This is a genomic window from Pseudomonas sp. P4_C4 (genome assembly GCF_056402055.1).
Window position 1 is genome coordinate 263,840 of the sequence record NZ_JBFUID010000002.1, and the last position, 18,684, is coordinate 282,523.

Consider the following 18,684-nt stretch of genomic DNA (forward strand, 5'->3'; position numbering starts at 1 on the left):
GGTTTTGTGTGCACCGCAGAGCCACTGTAGGAGCGGGCTTGCCCGCGAAGGCGTCAGTCCAGACAACCATTACCCTGAGCGTAACGATCCACCGCTCTGCTTGATTGATACCCCCACCCAACACTCCTAAGGTAGCTCCACGACAGCGAACCCGTGGAGTGGTCATGACAACAACAATATCCCCCGACTCGCGATGGACGCGGCGGCGCAGCGAAAAGCAGCGGCGCCTCGAGCTGGTGCGAGGCCTGGCCGACGGTGTGGTGTTACCCACCGACAACATCGTCGCGGCGCTTGAGGCGCTGATCCTGCCCGGCGACCGTGTGGTACTGGAGGGCAACAACCAGAAACAGGCGGATTTCCTTTCCCGTTCCCTGGCCAAGGCTGACCCCGCGAAGCTGCATGACCTGCACATGATCATGCCCAGCGTCGGACGCTCCGAGCACCTGGACCTGTTCGAACGCGGTATTGCCCGTAAGCTCGACTTCTCTTTTGCCGGCACCCAAAGCCTGCGCATCAGCCAGTTGCTCGAGGACGGCCTGCTGGAAATCGGCGCGATCCACACCTACATCGAACTCTACGCACGGCTGGTGGTGGACCTGATTCCCAACGTCGTGTTGTCGGCCGGGTTCATGGCCGACCGCGCGGGCAACATCTACACCGGGCCGAGCACCGAAGACACCCCGGCGCTGATCGAGCCAGCGGCCTTCAGCGACGGCATCGTCATCGTCCAGGTCAACCAGTTGGTGGACGACGTCAGCGACCTGCCGCGGGTCGACATCCCGGCGTCCTGGGTCGACTTCGTGGTGGTGGCCGACAAGCCTTTCTACATCGAACCGCTGTTCACCCGCGACCCACGGCACATCAAGCCCGTGCACGTGCTGATGGCGATGATGGCGATCCGCGGTATCTACGAAAAACACAACGTGCAGTCCCTCAACCACGGTATCGGTTTCAATACTGCGGCCATCGAACTGATCCTGCCGACCTATGGCGAGTCCCTCGGCCTCAAAGGCAAGATCTGCCGCAACTGGACCCTCAACCCGCACCCGACCCTGATTCCCGCCATCGAAAGCGGCTGGGTCGAAAGCGTGCATTGCTTCGGCACCGAACTGGGGATGGAGAACTACATTGCTGCGCGGCCGGATGTGTTCTTTACCGGGCGCGACGGTTCCCTGCGTTCCAATCGGATGTTCAGCCAACTGGCCGGGCAATACGCCGTGGACCTGTTCATCGGCGCGACTTTGCAGGTCGATGGCGACGGTCATTCCTCCACCGTGACGCGCGGGCGCCTCGCCGGTTTCGGCGGGGCTCCGAACATGGGCCACGACCCGCGCGGTCGTCGTCACGGCACGCCAGCCTGGCTCGACATGCGCAACACCGATGTGGCCGAACCCATGCTCGAACGCGGCAAGAAACTCGTGGTGCAGATGGTCGAAACCTTCCAGGAGGGCGGCAAACCGACTTTTGTTGAAACCCTCGATGCGGTCGATGTGGCGAAGAAAAGCGGCATGCCGCTGGCACCGATCATGGTCTATGGCGACGACGTCACCCACCTGCTGACTGAAGAAGGCATCGCCTACCTGTACAAGGCGCGCTCGCTGGAAGAACGCCAGGCGATGATCGCCGCCGTCGCCGGGGTGACCGCCATCGGCCTGCGCCACAACCCCAAAGACACCGCGCGCATGCGCCGCGAAGGCCTGATCGCCTTGCCCGAAGACCTCGGCATCCGCCGCACCGACGCCACTCGCGAATTGCTCGCGGCGAAAAGCGTGGCCGATCTGGTGGAATGGTCCGGTGGCCTCTATAACCCGCCCGCCAAGTTCAGGAGCTGGTAATGCACGCACTTAACCTGCAAACCAAAACCCTGAGCCTGGCCGAGCGGCTGGCGGACCTGGCGGTGGACGCGCTGATCGACGAGGCTGATCTGTCGCCGAAACCGGCACTGGTCGACCGTCGCGGCAATGGCGCCCACACCGATTTGCACCTGGGGTTGATGCACGCGTCGGCGTTGTCCTTGTGGCCGGCCTTTAAAGAAATGGCGGAAGCCGCCATCGAGTTCGGCGAGGTCGGATTGCCCCTGCGCGAAGCCGTGGGCCGCATCGGTCGCGAAGGCGAGCAAGTGATGCTCGACACCACCGGCGGCGTGAATACCCATCGCGGGGCGATCTGGGCCTTGGGCCTGTTGGTCACGGCCGTGGCGCTGGAACCTCAATCCTGCAGCGCCAATAGTGTGGCGATACGTGCTGCGCGGTTGGCCTTGCTCGACGACCGTTTTGCACCACGTCCGCTCAGTCACGGTGCGCAAGTCGCCCAACGCTACGGCGCTCGCGGCGCCCGTGAAGAAGCGCAACTGGGTTTTCCGGCGGTGATCCAACGTGCTCTGCCACAACTGCTGCGCAGCCGCGCCACCGGCCATGGCGAACAGAACGCCCGGCTCGATGCGCTGCTGGCGATCATGACGAATCTGGCCGACACCTGCGTGCTTTACCGCGCGGGCGAAGAGGGGCTGAACACCATGCAGCGGGGCGCCCGGGCGGTGCTCGACGCGGGTGGCAGTGCCAGCCTCGCCGGACGTCGCCGCCTGCATGAGCTGGACCAACAACTCATCGCGTTGAATGCCTCGCCCGGCGGTGCTGCCGACTTGCTTGCAGCCAGCCTGTTCATCGACCGTATCGAGTCGGACGACGGCCTCATCCTCTGCCATTCAAGAAGGGAAGCGTTTTGATGGAAACTTTATCCTTTGAATTCCCCGCCGGGCAGCCACCACGCGGCCGGACACTGGTGGGTTGTGTCGGCTCGGGCGATCTGGAAGTACTGATCGAACCGGGTCAGGCCGGCAAGCTGACGATCAACGTGCAGACCTCGGTCAATGGCAGCGAACAACGCTGGCAGCATCTGTTCGCACGGATGTTCGACGGCCAGACGCCACCGGCGATGGCCATCGACATCCACGATTTCGGTGCGACACCCGGCGTGGTGCGCCTTCGTCTGGAACAGGGCTTCGAGGAGATCGGCCATGACTGACAGCGCATCCCTGCTCAACAAGCACAGCTTCGTCGAACTCGGTGCCCGGCAACGGGCCAAGGCCCTGCTCGACGCCGGCACTTTCCGCGAACTGCTCGACCCCTTTCAACGGATCATGTCGCCGTGGCTGTCGCGCCAGGGCGTGGTGCCACAAGCCGACGACGGTGTGGTGATCGCCAAGGGCAATCTCGATGGTTTGCCGGTGGTGATCGCGGCCATCGAAGGTGCGTTCCAGGGCGGCAGCCTGGGTGAAGTCGGCGGAGCAAAAATTGCCGGTGCACTGGAGCTGGCCGCCGAAGACAACCGCAACGGCATCCCGACCCGCGCCGTGCTGCTACTGGAAACCGGCGGCGTGCGCTTGCAGGAAGCCAACCTCGGCCTGGCGGCAATTGCCGACATCCACGCGGCGATTGTCGATTTGCAGCAGTACCAACCAGTGGTCGGTGTGGTGGCGGGCAGCGTCGGTTGCTTTGGCGGCATGTCGATTGCCGCCGGGTTGTGCAGTTATCTGTTGGTGACCCAGGAAGCGCGACTCGGCCTGAACGGCCCGCAGGTGATCGAGCAGGAAGCCGGACTCGAAGAATACGATTCCCGCGACCGCCCCTTTATCTGGAGCCTGACCGGTGGTGAGCAGCGTTTCGCCAGTGGTCTGGTGGATCGTTACGTCGATGACGATGTGGCGCAGATTCGCCAACAGGTGGCTGAGTTGCTCCAGCAGGGTTTGCCTGCACAGCCGCGCAGCCAGCAGGCCGAGTTGTTCCTGCAACGCCTGGCGCGTCTGGATGCCGAACCGCAAATCGAGCCTTCTGTGGTTCGCGATCTGTACCAAGGAGAACACCCATGAGTTCGAATTCCCTGCGAGGCTTGAACTGGTTCAACGCCTTGAGTGCCGGGGCGAAAGCGGTCGAAGGTTTGCCGGCTTCGCTGAAGGTCGCGGACGGTTCGCTGGGCGATCAGCCTGTGCGCTTCATCGCGGTGGTGGCCGACCCGGAAAACCGCTTCGTCCGTGCGCGCAACGGCGAGGTGGGGTTGCTCGAAGGCTGGGGCCTGGCGAAGGCGGTGGATGAGGTGATTGCTGCCGATGCTGACAAAACGCAGAAGCGCGCAGTGATCGCCATCGTCGACGTGCCGAGCCAGGCTTACGGTCGACGCGAGGAAGCCCTTGGCATTCATCAGGCGCTGGCCGCTGCGGCGGATAGTTATGCCCGTGCCCGTCTCGCTGGTCATGCGGTGATCGGTTTGCTGGTGGGCAAGGCAATGTCCGGGGCTTTTCTGGCCCACGGCTATCAGGCCAACCGCTTGATCGCCCTGCGCGATCCGGGGGTGATGGTGCACGCCATGGGCAAGGCGTCGGCGGCACGTGTGACCTTGCGCAGCGTCGAAGAGCTCGAAGCCCTGGCTGCCAGCGTGCCGCCGATGGCCTATGACATCGACAGCTATGCCAGCCTCGGGCTGCTGTGGGAAACCTTGTCGGTGGAGCAGATCGAGCAGCCGACTGCGGCGGATTTGGCGCGGGTGACCGAGTGCCTGCATCAGGCGATTGGCGATGTGGTCGCCAGTGGCCGTGATCTGAGCGGTCGCCTGGGGGCGGCCAATCGGGCGGCGTCGAGCAAGGTTCGCCAATTGCTGAGAGCGCAGTGGTGAGCACGCTATTGGCTCACGACCTGCTGTGGGGCATGACCCCGCAGCAGTTGCCGGCGGATGCGCCTGCCTGGGTGATCGAGTCGATCAGTGCCGGCCAGCCGGTGGTGGTCCGTCGTGCCTTGAGCGCGGCGGGGCAGGTGGCGGTGGGCGTGCGCGGGCCGTTGCGCGAACAGCGATTTGCAGCGGTGATGGAAGTCGCTGCCGTCACGCGCCGGGTGCGGCCGGAAGAGCTGTGCCATGTTCAAGGCCGACGCGATTTCCCGGCGCTGCGGGCCTTGGCGCAACTGCGCTCGCACCTCGATGACAGCGGTTGGGTCTGGGGTGTCAGCGGCAGCGCCGGGTTCGAGTTGGCCAGTGGGTTTGCCGCTTTGCACGAGGGCAGCGACCTCGATCTGATCCTGCGTACGCCACGTCCGTTGAGTCGTGTCGACGCCCAGGCGTTGGTGGCCGTTCTCGACGCAGCCGTGTGTCGCGTGGACCTGCAATTGCAGACACCGTCGGGCGCCGTTGCCTTGCGCGAATGGGCCGGTGCTTCGTCGCGGGTCCTGCTAAAAAATGCCATTCAAGCCACTCTGGTTTCCGACCCGTGGAATCCGCAGGAGCAAGCCGCGTGAGCCGCTTGCTGGTGTTCCCCGGCCAGGGTGCACAACAACCCGGGATGCTGGCGCGTTTGCCTCGGGAAACGTTGAACGAGGCGAGCGACCTGCTCGGTGAGGATGTGACGCAGCTGGATTCTGCCGAGGCGTTGCAGTCGACGAGGGCGGTTCAGCTTTGCCTGCTGATCGCCGGTGTCGCCGCTTCACGCCAGCTGGGCTTGACCCCGGACTACGTGGCCGGCTTGTCGATCGGCGCTTACCCGGCCGCGGTGGTGGCCGGTGCCTTGAGTTTCAGCGATGCGCTGCATCTGGTCAGTCTGCGCGGTGAGCTGATGCAGCAGGCTTATCCACAAGGCTACGGCATGACCGCGATCATCGGTCTGGACCTGGCCACGGTGGAAGGATTACTGGCCCGGGTGTACCGCGCAGAAATGCCGGTTTATCTGGCCAATATCAACGCCGATAACCAGGTGGTGATTGCCGGTAGCGACGCGGCGATGAAAGTGGTGGCGGAGTTGGCGAAAGGTTGCGGGGCTGGCTTGGCCAGGCGGCTGGCAGTGAGCGTGCCGTCCCACTGCCCATTGCTTGAGGTGCCCGCGCAACGGTTGGCCGAAGCCTTCGCCAAGGTGCCGCTGCAAACCCCGAAGATCGGCTACCTGAGCGGCAGTCGCGCGCGTCCGCTGATCAAGCCTGAAGCCTTGCGTGACGACCTGGCCTTCAACATGTGCCGCATCGTCGACTGGCGCGGCACAGTACAAAGCGCCTACGAGCGCGGCGTACGTCTACAGATCGAACTGCCGCCCGGTGCGGTGCTGACCGGGCTGGCGCGCCGGGTGTTCGAGCAGGGCACCGTGATTGCCTTCGACGGTGCCCGGCTCGATACCTTGCAGGCGCTGATGCGTGAGGAGGGAAGCCGTCACTCTTAGATCATCCGACTTAAGGCTTCGAACAACAAAAACAACATTCGAAATGCACTTTGAGGACTACAACAATGATTATTTACGGTGTGGCGCTGTTGGCGATCTGTACGCTGGCAGGGGTGATCATGGGTGACATGCTTGGTGTATTGCTGGGTGTGAAGTCAAACGTCGGCGGCGTCGGGATCGCGATGATCCTGCTGATTTGCGCACGGTTGTGGATGCACAAGCGTGGCGGCATGACCAAGGATTGCGAGCTGGGCGTCGGCTTCTGGGGCGCGATGTACATCCCGGTGGTGGTGGCGATGGCGGCGCAACAGAATGTGGTCACGGCGCTGCATGGTGGTCCGGTGGCGGTGTTGGCGGCGATCGGTTCGGTGGTGATCTGCGGCTGCACCATTGCCCTGATCAGCCGGACCCACAAAGGCGAACCCTTGCCCGATGAACCGGCGGATGTAACGCCGGTCGGCGCACCGGCGGGAGGTCGCTGATATGTGGGATCTCATCAAGAACGGTCTGGAACACAACGGTCTGGTCACCGCATTCGCCTTTGTCGGCGTGATCATGTGGGTGTCAGTGGTGATCTCCAAACGCCTGACCTTCGGGCGCATCCACGGTTCGGCGATTGCCATCGTCATCGGCCTGGTACTGGCCTGGGTCGGTGGCACGATGACCGGGGGGCAAAAAGGCCTGGCGGATTTGACGCTGTTTTCCGGCATCGGGCTGATGGGCGGCGCCATGCTGCGGGACTTCGCCATCGTTGCCACGGCATTTGAGGTGCAGGCCACGGAAGCGAAAAAGGCCGGCTTGATCGGCGTGATCGCGCTGCTATTGGGCACGGTGCTGCCGTTTATTGTCGGCGCGTGCATGGCCTGGGCATTCGGTTACCGCGACGCGGTGAGCATGACCACCATTGGCGCCGGTGCGGTGACTTACATCGTCGGGCCGGTGACCGGTGCGGCCATTGGTGCCAGTTCCGATGTGGTGGCGCTGTCGATTGCCACCGGCCTGATCAAGGCGATTCTGGTGATGGTGGGTACGCCGATGGCGGCGCGCTGGATGGGCCTGGACAATCCGCGCTCGGCGATGGTGTTCGGTGGGCTGGCCGGGACTGTCAGTGGCGTGACCGCCGGTTTGGCGGCGACGGATCGGCGCCTGGTGCCTTATGGCGCGTTGACCGCGACCTTCCACACCGGGCTTGGCTGCTTGCTCGGGCCTTCGCTGTTGTTCTTCATTGTTCGCGGGATTGTCGGGTAAGTCGCAGGATCTTCGCTGACTGTACCGACGTCATCGCGAGCAAGCTCGCTCCCACATTGGAATGCGGTCTCCTGTGGGAGCGAGCTTGCTCGCGATGGCCGCGACACGGTTTCAAGCCTGCCGATTGGCATACATCCGACACTCCGCCAACAACGCCAGCAGATTCGGATCGCGCTCCTTGGCCTTCAGGAACACCACGCCAATGTGCTGCTGCAACCGGTACTTTTCCTGCAGCGGGATCAGCTTCACCCGGTTCTCGTACACCGCCGCAATCCGCCCCGGCAGCAACGCATAACCCACGCCCGAGCTGACCATGCTCAGCAGAGTGAAGATGTCGTTGACCTGCATCGCCACCTTCGGCTCGAACCCTGCCTGCTCGAATACCCGCTTGCCGTCCTGGTGGGTGGCGAAGCCCTGGGTCAGGGTGATGAAGGTTTCGTCGCGGACCTCGGCCAGGTCGACTTCAGTTCGCTGGGCAAACTTCGAGTCAGCGGGCGTGGCGAGGAAGATGTCGTCGGAAAACAGCGGGATCTGCTCGCAATCCGGATCGTTGACACTCTCGTCCAGCGACACCAGGGCCGCATCGACTTCCATGTTCTTGAGCTTGTAGAGCAGGTCGATATTGGAGCCCAGAATCAGGTCGATGTTGAGCTCGCTACGGCGGATCTTCAAACCCATGATCAGCTGCGGCACGGTCTTCACCGTCAGTGAATACAGCGAGCCGAGTTTGAAACGTTCGGCCGAGAACCCGGCGGCTTCGCGGGTCAAGCGCACACTTTCGACGACGTCCTGAATCAGCTTCTGTGCCCGCTCTTCCAGCACATAAGCGCTTTCCAGCGGCGTCAGGCTGCGGCCTTCGTGCTTGAACAAGGGGCAGCGCAGGGCGCTTTCCAGGGAATGGATCGCCCGATGCACGCTGACATTGCTGGTCTGCAATTCGGCCGCGGCCCGCGCCAGGTTGCCGGTGCGCATGAAGGCCAGGAACACCTCGAGTTTTTTCAGGGTCAACTCTTCATCGATCAGCATGGGGCGGACTCTTTTTGGAATGACTCGATTGTGCCCAATTGGCTAACGTTTGGCTCGATGGCTTTCGTAGGAGCTGCCGAAGGCTGCGATCTTTTGATCTTGATTTTCGCTGCCCTTGAAGGTGCTGAAGATCAAAAGATCGCAGCCTTCGGCAGCTCCTACACGGGATTGCGCTATACGGAAACATTGCGCTTTTAACCTTGAGGCCTGAGCCTTGCGCAAGGCGGTAACGAATTTTGAGGTGAGCAACGCATGTATCACGGGGAAAGACTCAACGCTTGGACGCATCTGGTCGGGGCAGTGGCGGCGTTTGTCGGCGGGGTGTGGCTGATTGTGCTGGCCAGTCTCGACGGTAGCCCGTGGAAGATTGTCAGTATGGCGATCTACGCCTTTACCTTGCTGGTGCTTTACAGCGCATCGACCGTTTACCACAGCGTGCGCGGGCGCAAGAAAGCGATCATGCAGAAGGTCGATCACTTCTCGATCTACCTGTTGATCGCCGGCAGCTATACGCCGTTCTGCCTGGTGACCCTGCGCGGGCCGTGGGGCTGGACGTTGTTCGGGATTGTCTGGGGGCTGGCGCTGATCGGCATCCTGCAAGAGATCAAACCGCGTTCGGAAGCACGCATTCTGTCGATCGTGATTTACGCGGTGATGGGCTGGATCGTGTTGGTGGCGGTCAAGCCGTTACTTGCGGCGCTGGGCGCCGCCGGATTTGCGTGGCTGGCATCAGGCGGGGTGTTGTACACCGTCGGGATTATCTTTTTTGCCCTGGACGACCGGCTGCGGCATGCCCACGGGATCTGGCATCTGTTCGTGATCGCCGGGAGCTTGCTGCACTTTGTGGCGATCTTGTTTTATGTGCTTTAAGGCTGTACCGGAACCAGGCGATCCAGCTGCTCCCGGGCTCGACGGCTGAACACCTGCAACAGGTCGTTCAAGGTGTGGGGCGGTGGTTCGGCGGCGCGGGTCACTGCGTACAGGGTGATGGGTAGCGGCGGTGCCAGAGGGCGGATCGTTGTGCTGGCGCAAGAGGCGCCAAGGGCGGTGAACGGATCGATCACCGCCAGGCCCGCGCCGGATTCCACCATCGCCCGTGCCAGTGAGTAGGTTTGCACGGCGATGCGTACCCGCGGCGGCGGTTCGACCGCTTCCAGGTAACTGTCGAGCCGCGCGGCCAGCGGATCAGCGCTGGATAAACCGATCAGCGGCGCATCCGCCAGCGCCATCAGCGGCAACGGTTTACCCGCCTCTTCCTGAGGCCAGTAACCACTCGGCGCCAGCGCCACCAGCACGCCGGACGCCAGCGCCTGGGCCTTGAGCCCCGGGTGATCCGGGCGTTGCAGGGTCAGGGCGACATCCACTTCGCGCATCAACAGGTTCTGCACCAGTTCGCGACTGTGGGCGCTGGAGAGTTCGCAAACGATGTCCGGGTAACGCCCGGTCCATTCGTGAATGGCCGGCGGCAGCAATGACAGGGCCAGCGCCGGGGTGGCACCGATGCGCAGGCTGTGGCCAGGCTCGCGGCGCAGGCTCTGCGCCAGGCGTCGCACGCCTTGCAGGCTTTCGCTGACCTTATCCACTTCGCGCTCCAGCTCCAGCGCTTCCGGCGTCGCCTGCAACTTGCCGCGTACCCGCAGGAACAACGGGAAGCCCAATTGCTGCTCGGCGTGCTGCAACACCTTGCTCACTGCCGGTTGCGAGACGTGCAGCAATTGCGCGGCAGCGCTGATCGATCCGGTCTGGCGGATGGCCTGGAAAATCTCGATATGGCGGAGGCGCATGGCAAGTCCATAACCTTTGTTTATGGGATTGCCATCTTTATGCATTGTTCAACGTCTGTCACCTGGCTCTAACCTTGGCCTCGTCTTCACAACGGTTTTAAGGACGGACATGGCTCAGCGTGTGTGCATCATCGGTGGCGGCGTGATTGGCCTTGCAACGGCCTATGCGCTGGTGCGCGACGGCTTCGAGGTGACGGTGATCGAGGCACGGGACTCGCTGGGCAGCGAAACCAGCTTCGCCAACGGCGGCCAGTTGTCCTATCGCTATGTCGCGCCCCTGGCCGACGCCGGTGTGCCTTTGCAAGCCATCGGCTGGATGCTGCGCGGCGATTCACCGTTGAAGCTGCGCCCGCGCTTCGACCCGGCCCAGTGGCGCTGGATGGCGGCGTTCCTCGGCGCCTGCCGCCGCTCGGTCAACCGCGAGAACGCCGCGCACTTGCTGCGCCTGGCGCTGTTCAGCCAGGACACCTTGAGGTCCTGGCGCGAGGACGATGGACTGGCGGGATTCCAGTGGCGGCGCAATGGCAAACTGGTGACTTTCCGTCAGAACAGCAGCTTCGAGCATGCGCGCCAGTGTCTGGCCGACCCGCAGCAACAGCAGGTGTTGTCGCCGGCCGAATGCGCGCAGCTGGAACCGGCGCTGACCGATGCGCCCTTTGTCGGGGCAATCTACACCCCGGACGAAGAGGTCGGCGATTGCCACGGTTTCTGCCAGCAACTGGCCGCACGACTGAAGGCGTCCGGCCGTTGCGAATTTCTCCTCGGGCAAGCGGTGACCGGCATTCGCCACAGCAACGGCAGCGTCAACGCCATCGAACTGGGCGAACACGTGCTGCCGGTCGAGCAACTGGTGATCGCCGCCGGTCACCGCAGCCCACTATTGGCGCTGCCCGGGCTGCAACTGCCGCTTTATCCGCTCAAGGGCTACAGCCTGACCGTGCCGATCGGCGCCGGTCACCGGGCGCCGGACGTGAGCATCACCGACTACGACCGCAAGATTGTCTACGCCCGCATCGGCGAGCAATTGCGAGTGGCGGCGATGGTCGACATCGTCGGCTTCGATCCTGCGCTGGACCCCAAGCGCCTGGCGCTGATCAAGCGTCAGGCCCATGACACCTTTCCAAATGCCGGCGCCTATGACGAAGCCGTCGAGTGGGCCGGCATGCGCCCGGCCACCCCCAGCGGCGTGCCGTTGCTGGGCGCGACGGCGTATCGCAATCTGTGGCTCAACCTCGGCCACGGCGCGCTGGGCTTCACCCTGGCATGCGGCAGCGGGCGCTTGCTCAGCGAGCTGATCGGCGAGCGCGAGCCTTCCATCGACCTGCGCGGCTTCAACCACCGGGCCGCCTGAATAGCGATTTCTGAAAAGGACACTGCGATGACCATTACCCGACTGCACAGCAACCCGCGCCTGTCTGGCGCCGTGACCTTTGGCGACCTGGTGTTTCTCTCCGGGCAGGTGCCGGGCGATGCCCTGGATGCCAGCGGCCAGACCCGCGAAGTGCTGGCGAAAATTGATACCTTGCTGGCCGAACTGGGCAGCGACAAGGATCATCTGCTCAGCGCGACCATTTACCTGAAGAACATCACCGAGGATTTCGCCGCGATGAACGAGGTCTGGTCGGCCTGGCTGTCGCCGGGGCAGGCGCCGAGCCGCACCACCGTGCAGGCCGAACTGGCCCGTCCGCAGGTGCTGGTGGAAATCACCGTCATCGCTGCACGCGTCTGATAAACCAACACCCACAACGGAGAATAACAATGCAAAAAATCACGTTGCTCGCTTGTACGCTTGGCCTGTTGCTCGGCAGTCAGGTTCAGGCCAATGAAGCGCCGCTGACCGGCACCCTGAGCAAGATCGCCAGCGCCAACAGCATCACCCTGGGCTATCGCGATGCTTCGGTGCCGTTCTCCTACGTGGGTGATCATAGCGGCAAGCCGATGGGTTACTCGGTGGATCTGGCGGGCAAGATCGTCGAGCGCATCCAGCAGCAACTGGCACTGCCAGACTTGAAGGTGAACTACAACCTGGTGACCTCGCAGACCCGCATTCCACTGGTGCAGAACGGCACCGTGGACCTGGAGTGCGGCTCCACCGGCGTGACCGCCGAACGGCAGAAACAGGTGGCTTTCTCCTATGGCTTCATCTACGTCAAAGGCCAGTTGCTGACGGCGAAGGACAGCGGGATCAAGAGCTTCGCTGACCTGCGCGGCAAGAACGTGGTGACCACCGCCGGCACCACCAACGAGCGCTTCCTGAAAAGCTACAACGTCGATCACAAGATCGACATGTTCGTGATCAGCGCCAAGGACCACGGCGAAGCCTTCCAGATGCTGCAATCAGGCCGGGCGGTGGCGTTCTACATGGACGACGCGCTGCTCTACGGCGAGCGCGCCAAGGCTCAAGACCCGCACAAGTGGGCGGTAGTCGGGGAGGAGCAATCGCGTGAGATCTACAGTTGCATGGTGCGCAAGGACGACCCGCAGTTCCTGGCGCTGGTCAACGGTGCGTTGGCGGATCTGTACAGCTCGGGCGAGATCAACGGCATCTACAAACGCTGGTTCGAGCAACCGATCCCGCCGAAGGGCTTGAACCTCGAGTTCCCGATGACCAGCGAACTCAAGGCGATCATTGCCAAACCGGTGAGTGATCCGGTGCAGTAAAATACAAAAGATCGCAGCCTGCGGCAGCCTGTAGGAGCTGCCGCAGGCTGCGATCTTTTTTAGAAATCACCCCACAGTTGCTGGGCCACCGCCAGTGCGACAACCGGCGCGGTTTCGGTGCGCAGCACCCGTGGACCGAGGCGGGCGGCATGGAAGCCGCCGGCCTTGGCCTGATCGACTTCGGCATCGGACAAACCACCCTCCGGACCGATCAGGAATGCCAGACTTGAAGGCTTGGCATGGCTCACCAGCGGTTCGGCCACCGGGTGCAGCACCAGTTTCAACTCGGCTTGCGTTTGCTTCATCCAGTCAGCCAGCAACAATGGCGGATGAATCACCGGTACTCGCGAGCGACCGCACTGTTCGCAAGCGCTGATCGCCACCTGGCGCCAATGCAGCAGGCGCTTGTCGGCGCGCTCGTCCTTGAGCCGGACTTCGCAGCGTTCGGTGAAGATCGGGGTGATTTCAGTGACGCCCAGTTCCGTGGCTTTCTGAATTGCCCAGTCCATGCGCTCGCCCCGGGACAGGCCTTGGCCGAGATGGATTTGCAGCGGCGACTCGACCTGCCCGGCGAAGCTTTCATCGATCTGCACCACGACGCGCTTTTTGCCGACTTCGACCAGTGTGGCGCGAAACTCCTGGCCCGAGCCGTCGAACAACTGCAACGCATCACCCTCGGCCATGCGCAGCACGCGGCTGATGTAATGGGCCTGGGCTTCGGGCAACTCGTGCTCGCCGATGCTCAAGGGGGCGTCGATGAAGAAGCGGGACAGTCTCATGCTGGGTCTCTGAAAAAGGGTGTTGGTCATTGATCGGTGGGGACTTCTGTGGGAGCGAGCTTGCTCGCGATGACGATCTGACATTCACCATTGATGGTGGCTGAAAGACCGCTATCGCGAGCAAGCTCGCTCCCACATTGACCGCATCATCAACCCGGATCACGGAACCCCGGATGGAAGTCCTTCTGCACCGCCACGCTGACGCTGTCACGGGTCGCAATGTCGATCCCTTCGCTGGCCACTTCGGCGAGGAAGTCGATCTGCTCCGGGGTAATCACATACGGCGGCAGGAAATACACCACGCTACCCAGTGGACGCAGTAAAGCACCGCGCTCCAGGGCGTGCTGGAACACCTTCAGGCCGCGACGTTCCTGCCATGGGTAAGCCTCTTTGCTGGCCTTGTCCTTGACCATTTCGATGGCCAGCACCATGCCGGTCTGGCGCACTTCGGACACGTTCGGGTGGTCGACCAGATGCGCCGTCGACGAAGCCATGCGCTGCGCCAGGGCCTTGTTGTTCTCGATGACATTGTCTTCTTCGAAGATGTCCAGGGTCGCCAGGGCCGCCGCGCACGCCAGCGGGTTGCCGGTGTAGCTGTGGGAGTGCAGGAAGGCGCGCAGGGTCGGGTAGTCGTCGTAGAAGGCGCTGTAGACCTCGTCGGTGGTCATGCACGCCGCCAGCGGCAGATAGCCGCCGGTCAGGGCCTTGGACAGACAGAGGAAGTCAGGGCGGATGCCGGCCTGTTCGCAGGCGAACATCGTCCCGGTGCGGCCGAAGCCGACGGCGATTTCGTCGTGGATCAGGTGCACGCCGTAGCGGTCGCAAGCTTCTCGCAGCAGCTTGAGGTAGACCGGGTGATACATGCGCATGCCGCCGGCGCCCTGGATCAGCGGCTCGACGATCACCGCCGCAACTGTGTCGTGGTGCTCGGCCAGGGTCTGTTCCATCGCGGCGAACATATTGCGCGAATGCTCTTCCCAGCTCATGCCCTCGGGCCGCAGGTAGCAATCCGGGCTCGGCACCTTGATGGTGTCCATCAACAGCGCTTTGTAGGTCTCGGTGAACAGCGGCACGTCGCCCACCGACATCGCCGCCATGGTTTCGCCGTGGTAGCTGTTAGTCAGGGTGACGAAGCGCTTCTTGGCAGGCGTACCGCGGTTGAGCCAGTAGTGAAAGCTCATTTTCAGCGCGACTTCGATGCAGGACGAACCGTTATCGGCGTAGAAGCACCGGGTCAGGCCTTCCGGCGTCATCTTCACCAGGCGCTCGGACAGTTCGATCACCGGTTGATGGCTGAAACCGGCGAGGATCACATGTTCGAGCTGATCGACCTGGTCCTTGATGCGCTGGTTGATCCGCGGGTTAGAGTGCCCGAATACATTGACCCACCAGGAGCTGACCGCATCGAGGTAGCGTTTGCCTTCGAAGTCTTCCAGCCACACGCCTTCCCCGCGCTTGATCGGGATCAGTGGCAGTTGTTCGTGATCTTTCATCTGGGTGCAGGGATGCCACAACACGGCGAGATCGCGTTGCATCCACTGATTATTGAGGCCCATTTTCACTCTCCTGGAGGCGGTCCGTGACCAGCGCGGACAAACAATCGCGCAAGCCTATGCAATGCGTGCCACGGGGACAACCCATTGTGTCGAATGAGCTACTTTCTACAGGCCGATAGACGTTGCTGGCGGGCGTCTGAAGGCTGACGTATCCTTCGCGGTTCTTGAGCCGTCTGGCTCGCAAAAACTGCTGTTTTCCTCGTGTGATTCCGGAGTTCGCTGAATGTCTGTCGGTTGGCTGCGCGCCTGTGCGCTGGTGATGTTGGGGCTGTTCAGCGTGTCTGCGCTGGCCAAGGATAAAACCGCGATCGTGATCGGCGGCGGCCTGTCGGGCCTGACTGCTGCGTACGAGCTGCAGAACAAGGGCTGGCAGGTCACCCTGCTGGAAGCCAAGTCGAGCCTGGGCGGCCGTTCCGGCATGGCCACCAGCGAGTGGATCGGCAACGACAAGGTCCAACCGGTGCTGAACAAATACGTATCGAACTTCAAGCTGAGCACCACGCCGGCCCCTGAATTCGTGCGGACCCCAGGCTATTTGATCGATGGTGAGTATTTCTCCGCCGCCGACCTGGCGACCAAACAACCGGCCACCGCCGAGGCGCTCAAGCGCTTCGACAAGACCGTGGACGATCTGGCGCGCTCGATCGACGACCCGCAGAACCCGGCCGCCAACAACACGCTGTATGCGCTGGATCAGATCAACGTGTCGAGCTGGCTCGACAAGCAGAACCTGCCGGCCACCGCCCGGCAGTTGATCAACCAGCAGATCCGTACCCGCTACGACGAACCTTCGCGCTTGTCGCTGCTGTACTTCGCGCAGCAGAGCCGCGTTTACCGAGGCGTCTCCGATCGTGACCTGCGGGCTTCGCGCCTGGTCGGTGGCAGTCCGGTGCTGGCCCAGGCCCTGGTCAAGCAGCTGAAAACCATCAAGACCAATTCCCGGGTCTCGTCAATCACTCAGGACAAGGACGGCGTGAACGTCAAAGTCGACAGCGTCAGCTATCAGGCTGACTACGTCGTGCTGGCCGTGCCACTGCGTGCCCTGGACAAGATCCAGATGACCCCGGCGCTGGACGCCCAGCACCTGGCGGCGATCAAGGGCACCAACTACGGATGGCGCGACCAGATCATGCTGAAGTTCAAGACGCCGGTGTGGGAATCCAAGGCGCGCATGTCTGGCGAGATCTACAGCAACACCGGCCTGGGCATGTTGTGGATCGAGCCTGCCCTGAAGGGCGGTGCCAATGTGGTGATCAACCTGTCCGGCGACAATGCGCGAGTGATGCAGGCGTTCGGCGACAAGCAGATGGTCGATCAGGTGTTGATTCGCCTGCATGCGTTCTATCCGCAGGCTCGCGGTTCGTTCACTGGTTATGAACTCCGTCGCTACAGCACCGATCCGTCGACTGGCGGCGCCTACCTGGCCTTCGGTCCGGGCCAGATCAGCAAGTTCTGGCGCCTGTGGGAACGCCCGATTCAGCGCGTAACCTTCGCTGGCGAACACACCGACACCCTGTACCCGGGCACCCTGGAAGGCGCGCTGCGCACTGGTCAGCGTGCAGCCAGCCAGGTTGAAGACCTGGCGGCGGGCAAGTCGTTCGAACCGACGAAAGTGGTCCCGGCCGCCGCTGCGGCGGGCGCTGGTGCGGTGGCGGCGAAGAAAGGCAATTTCTTCAGCAATCTGTTCGGCGGCTCCGATGACGAGAAGAAGCCAGAGCTGGTCAAGGCACCTGAGCCGGTTGCACCGCCAGCGCCTGCTCCGGTGCCAGCCCCGGCGGTCGCACCGGCCCCGGTGGAAGCACCGAAGCCTGCGACCCCGGTAAAAACCGAGCCGGCCAAAAAGGCTCCGGCAAAACCGGCTGCCAAGACTGAGGCGAAAAAAGCCCCGGTCAAGGCACCGGCCAAGAAAACCGAGCCGGTGAAGAAGCCAGCAGCTAAACCTGCGGCGACTCCGGCAATGGATGCCAAGGCGTAGTAAGCCCTGGGACAAAAAGAACGCGGCGTAAATGCCGCGTTTTTTTTGCCTGAAGAAAGCCGGGGTCAAAAATCGAATAAAACATTTGGTACAGGTGTTCTTCGGTTTGTATTCATTTTTTCTAACACTTTCGACTTTAATCTTTCCTTAACTCGCCTGTTTCAGACTCTTGATCGTATTTCTCGATATTTCAAAGCGAAATTTTCGGCTTTAATTCGATAGATAACTCGATAGTCTTGGGCCAGCACTTACAGGGATCTAGGCAATGCAGCTACGTAACTCGACCTCCCGCTACGGCTGGGTCAGCATCTTCATGCACTGGGGCGTGGCACTGGCCGTGTTCGGTTTGTTCGCCCTCGGGCTGTGGATGGTCGGCCTCGGCTATTACGACCCTTGGCGCAAGACCGGGCCGGATCTGCACAAGAGCATCGGTTTGATCTTGCTGGGCGTCATGGTGCTGCGGGTATTGTGGCGTTTCATCAGCCCGCCGCCGCCAACCCTGGCCAGCTATAGCCGCATGACGCGTCTGGGTGCCATGTTCGGCCATGCCTTTCTGTATCTCTGTCTGTTCGCTGTGATGATTGCCGGTTATATGATTTCCACCGCAGAAGGTGCCGGGATTCCGGTGTTTGACTGGTTTGAAGTGCCTGCCCTGGTTTCCGGACTGCCGGACCAGGCAGATAACGCCGGTGCGATTCACCTCTACCTGGCGTGGGTGCTGGTAATTTTTTCCGGCCTCCATGCGTTGGCAGCATTGAAGCACCACTTTATCGACCGTGATGTGACCCTCAAGCGAATGCTGGGTCGCAAAGCCTGAAGTTCAACCTCGACTCCCAAGGAAAACAAAGCATGTTGTTGAAAAAGACTCTCGCCGCTCTGGCAATCGGTTCGGCCCTGCTGTCCGCTAATGTGATGGCTGCTGACTACGTAGTAGACACAACAGGCCAGCACGCCTTCGTCAACTTCAAGATCAGCCACCTGGGCTACAGCTTCATCACCGGTACCTTCAAGACCATGGACGGCAAGTTCAGCTTCGACGCTGCCAAGCCTGAAGACAGCAAGATCGAGTTCAACGTGAACACCGCCAGCGTTTTCACCAACAACGCCGAACGTGACAAGCACGTCTCCAGCAAAGACTTCCTGAAAGTGGCTGATTTCCCTAAGGCCACGTTCGTGTCCACCAGCGTTAAAGCCACCGGTAAAAACGCCGCTGGCAAAGACACGGCCGACGTGGCCGGCGACCTGACTATTGATGGCGTAACCAAGCCAGTCGTGATCAAGGCCACTTTCCTGGGTGAAGGCAAGGATCCATGGGGCGGCTACCGTGCAGGCTTCGAGGGCACTACCAGCATCAAGCGTTCCGATTTCGGCAAGATGATGGACTTGGGCCCACAGTCCGACGCGGTCGATCTGTACATCACGTTTGAAGGTGTTAAAGCGAAGTAATGCTGAGACGGTAGGAGCG

Annotated in this window: 21 protein-coding genes; 17 read left to right on the plus strand and 4 right to left on the minus strand. The window is 62.2% G+C overall.

What is annotated here, in order from left to right; translation table 11 throughout:
• The first annotated feature begins 164 nt into the window (after positions 1 to 164).
• The 9 genes from mdcA to madM all read left to right on the plus strand — a co-directional run bounded on the left by mdcA (position 165) and on the right by madM (position 7,438).
• Positions 165 to 1,835: a malonate decarboxylase subunit alpha gene (gene mdcA / locus AC1DXW_RS02815; protein WP_116579621.1), complete on the plus strand. Its 1,671-nt coding sequence runs from the start codon at positions 165 to 167 to the stop codon at positions 1,833 to 1,835.
• Entirely contained in the window at positions 1,835 to 2,725 is an 891-nt protein-coding gene (locus AC1DXW_RS02820) for a triphosphoribosyl-dephospho-CoA synthase (RefSeq protein WP_477752488.1), read from the plus strand. Before mdcA ends, AC1DXW_RS02820 begins: the two co-directional genes overlap by 1 nt.
• Complete coding sequence (locus tag AC1DXW_RS02825) at positions 2,725 to 3,024, plus strand: malonate decarboxylase subunit delta (protein ID WP_008001147.1); 300 nt, start codon at positions 2,725 to 2,727, stop codon at positions 3,022 to 3,024. Before AC1DXW_RS02820 ends, AC1DXW_RS02825 begins: the two co-directional genes overlap by 1 nt.
• Positions 3,017 to 3,868, plus strand: a complete 852-nt coding sequence (locus AC1DXW_RS02830) for a biotin-independent malonate decarboxylase subunit beta (protein ID WP_477752487.1) — start codon at positions 3,017 to 3,019, stop codon at positions 3,866 to 3,868. The genes AC1DXW_RS02825 and AC1DXW_RS02830 overlap by 8 nt, the downstream gene beginning before the upstream one ends.
• Entirely contained in the window at positions 3,865 to 4,668 is an 804-nt protein-coding gene (gene mdcE / locus AC1DXW_RS02835; protein WP_477752486.1) for a biotin-independent malonate decarboxylase subunit gamma, read from the plus strand. The genes AC1DXW_RS02830 and mdcE overlap by 4 nt, the downstream gene beginning before the upstream one ends.
• Positions 4,662 to 5,282 (plus strand): malonate decarboxylase holo-ACP synthase, encoded by a 621-nt coding sequence (locus AC1DXW_RS02840; protein WP_477752485.1) that lies wholly within the window; start codon positions 4,662 to 4,664, stop codon positions 5,280 to 5,282. The genes mdcE and AC1DXW_RS02840 overlap by 7 nt, the downstream gene beginning before the upstream one ends.
• Positions 5,279 to 6,190, plus strand: coding sequence for a malonate decarboxylase subunit epsilon (mdcH, locus tag AC1DXW_RS02845; RefSeq protein WP_477752484.1), 912 nt, complete (start codon positions 5,279 to 5,281; stop codon positions 6,188 to 6,190). The genes AC1DXW_RS02840 and mdcH overlap by 4 nt, the downstream gene beginning before the upstream one ends.
• A gap of 65 nt (positions 6,191 to 6,255) precedes the next feature.
• Positions 6,256 to 6,672, plus strand: coding sequence for a malonate transporter subunit MadL (madL, locus tag AC1DXW_RS02850; protein WP_477752483.1), 417 nt, complete (start codon positions 6,256 to 6,258; stop codon positions 6,670 to 6,672).
• Position 6,673: 1 nt separating this feature from the next.
• Positions 6,674 to 7,438, plus strand: coding sequence for a malonate transporter subunit MadM (madM, locus tag AC1DXW_RS02855; protein WP_103396750.1), 765 nt, complete (start codon positions 6,674 to 6,676; stop codon positions 7,436 to 7,438).
• A gap of 111 nt (positions 7,439 to 7,549) precedes the next feature.
• Here the strand turns inward: madM and AC1DXW_RS02860 are convergent, their stop codons facing one another.
• Positions 7,550 to 8,464, minus strand: coding sequence for a LysR family transcriptional regulator (locus AC1DXW_RS02860; protein ID WP_223460534.1), 915 nt, complete (start codon positions 8,462 to 8,464; stop codon positions 7,550 to 7,552).
• Between the two features lie 57 nt (positions 8,465 to 8,521).
• Here AC1DXW_RS02860 and AC1DXW_RS02865 point away from each other — a divergent pair, with 57 nt between their 5' ends.
• Together AC1DXW_RS02865 and trhA are read left to right on the plus strand one after the other, a co-directional pair.
• Positions 8,522 to 8,662 carry a hypothetical protein gene (locus tag AC1DXW_RS02865; protein WP_477752482.1) on the plus strand — a complete coding sequence of 47 codons (141 nt, stop codon included), beginning with the start codon at positions 8,522 to 8,524 and terminating at the stop codon, positions 8,660 to 8,662.
• A gap of 54 nt (positions 8,663 to 8,716) precedes the next feature.
• Positions 8,717 to 9,334, plus strand: coding sequence for a PAQR family membrane homeostasis protein TrhA (gene trhA / locus AC1DXW_RS02870; protein WP_477752481.1), 618 nt, complete (start codon positions 8,717 to 8,719; stop codon positions 9,332 to 9,334).
• On the opposite strand, the gene AC1DXW_RS02875 is transcribed toward trhA, so the two are convergent.
• Positions 9,331 to 10,248, minus strand: coding sequence for a LysR family transcriptional regulator (locus AC1DXW_RS02875; protein ID WP_108217029.1), 918 nt, complete (start codon positions 10,246 to 10,248; stop codon positions 9,331 to 9,333). The genes trhA and AC1DXW_RS02875 overlap by 4 nt on opposite strands.
• A gap of 109 nt (positions 10,249 to 10,357) precedes the next feature.
• Between AC1DXW_RS02875 and AC1DXW_RS02880 the strand changes: the two genes are divergently transcribed.
• The 3 genes from AC1DXW_RS02880 to AC1DXW_RS02890 are packed head-to-tail and all read left to right on the plus strand — an operon-like array spanning position 10,358 to position 12,909.
• Positions 10,358 to 11,599, plus strand: a complete 1,242-nt coding sequence (locus AC1DXW_RS02880; protein WP_477752480.1) for a D-amino acid dehydrogenase — start codon at positions 10,358 to 10,360, stop codon at positions 11,597 to 11,599.
• A 27-nt stretch (positions 11,600 to 11,626) separates the two neighbouring features.
• A complete protein-coding gene (locus tag AC1DXW_RS02885; RefSeq protein ID WP_477752479.1) occupies positions 11,627 to 11,977 on the plus strand; it encodes a RidA family protein in 351 nt (116 codons plus the stop codon).
• A gap of 29 nt (positions 11,978 to 12,006) precedes the next feature.
• On the plus strand, positions 12,007 to 12,909 hold the full coding sequence (locus AC1DXW_RS02890) for a transporter substrate-binding domain-containing protein (protein WP_477752478.1): 903 nt from the start codon (positions 12,007 to 12,009) through the stop codon (positions 12,907 to 12,909).
• A gap of 59 nt (positions 12,910 to 12,968) precedes the next feature.
• Here AC1DXW_RS02890 and AC1DXW_RS02895 read toward each other — a convergent pair whose 3' ends face one another.
• Together AC1DXW_RS02895 and AC1DXW_RS02900 are read right to left on the minus strand one after the other, a co-directional pair.
• Positions 12,969 to 13,688, minus strand: coding sequence for a 16S rRNA (uracil(1498)-N(3))-methyltransferase (locus AC1DXW_RS02895; protein ID WP_477752477.1), 720 nt, complete (start codon positions 13,686 to 13,688; stop codon positions 12,969 to 12,971).
• A gap of 149 nt (positions 13,689 to 13,837) precedes the next feature.
• Positions 13,838 to 15,244, minus strand: a complete 1,407-nt coding sequence (locus AC1DXW_RS02900) for an adenosylmethionine--8-amino-7-oxononanoate transaminase (RefSeq protein WP_477752476.1) — start codon at positions 15,242 to 15,244, stop codon at positions 13,838 to 13,840.
• A gap of 223 nt (positions 15,245 to 15,467) precedes the next feature.
• On the opposite strand from AC1DXW_RS02900, the gene AC1DXW_RS02905 reads away from it, so the two are divergent.
• From AC1DXW_RS02905 to AC1DXW_RS02915, 3 genes are all read left to right on the plus strand, one after another.
• The gene (locus tag AC1DXW_RS02905; RefSeq protein WP_477752475.1) at positions 15,468 to 17,219 is read left to right on the plus strand and encodes a flavin monoamine oxidase family protein; all 1,752 of its coding nucleotides are present in this window, start codon (positions 15,468 to 15,470) and stop codon (positions 17,217 to 17,219) included.
• Between the two features lie 265 nt (positions 17,220 to 17,484).
• Positions 17,485 to 18,036: a cytochrome b gene (locus tag AC1DXW_RS02910; protein ID WP_477752474.1), complete on the plus strand. Its 552-nt coding sequence runs from the start codon at positions 17,485 to 17,487 to the stop codon at positions 18,034 to 18,036.
• A gap of 35 nt (positions 18,037 to 18,071) precedes the next feature.
• Complete coding sequence (locus AC1DXW_RS02915) at positions 18,072 to 18,665, plus strand: YceI family protein (protein WP_477752508.1); 594 nt, start codon at positions 18,072 to 18,074, stop codon at positions 18,663 to 18,665.
• The last annotated feature ends 19 nt before the right edge of the window (positions 18,666 to 18,684 follow it).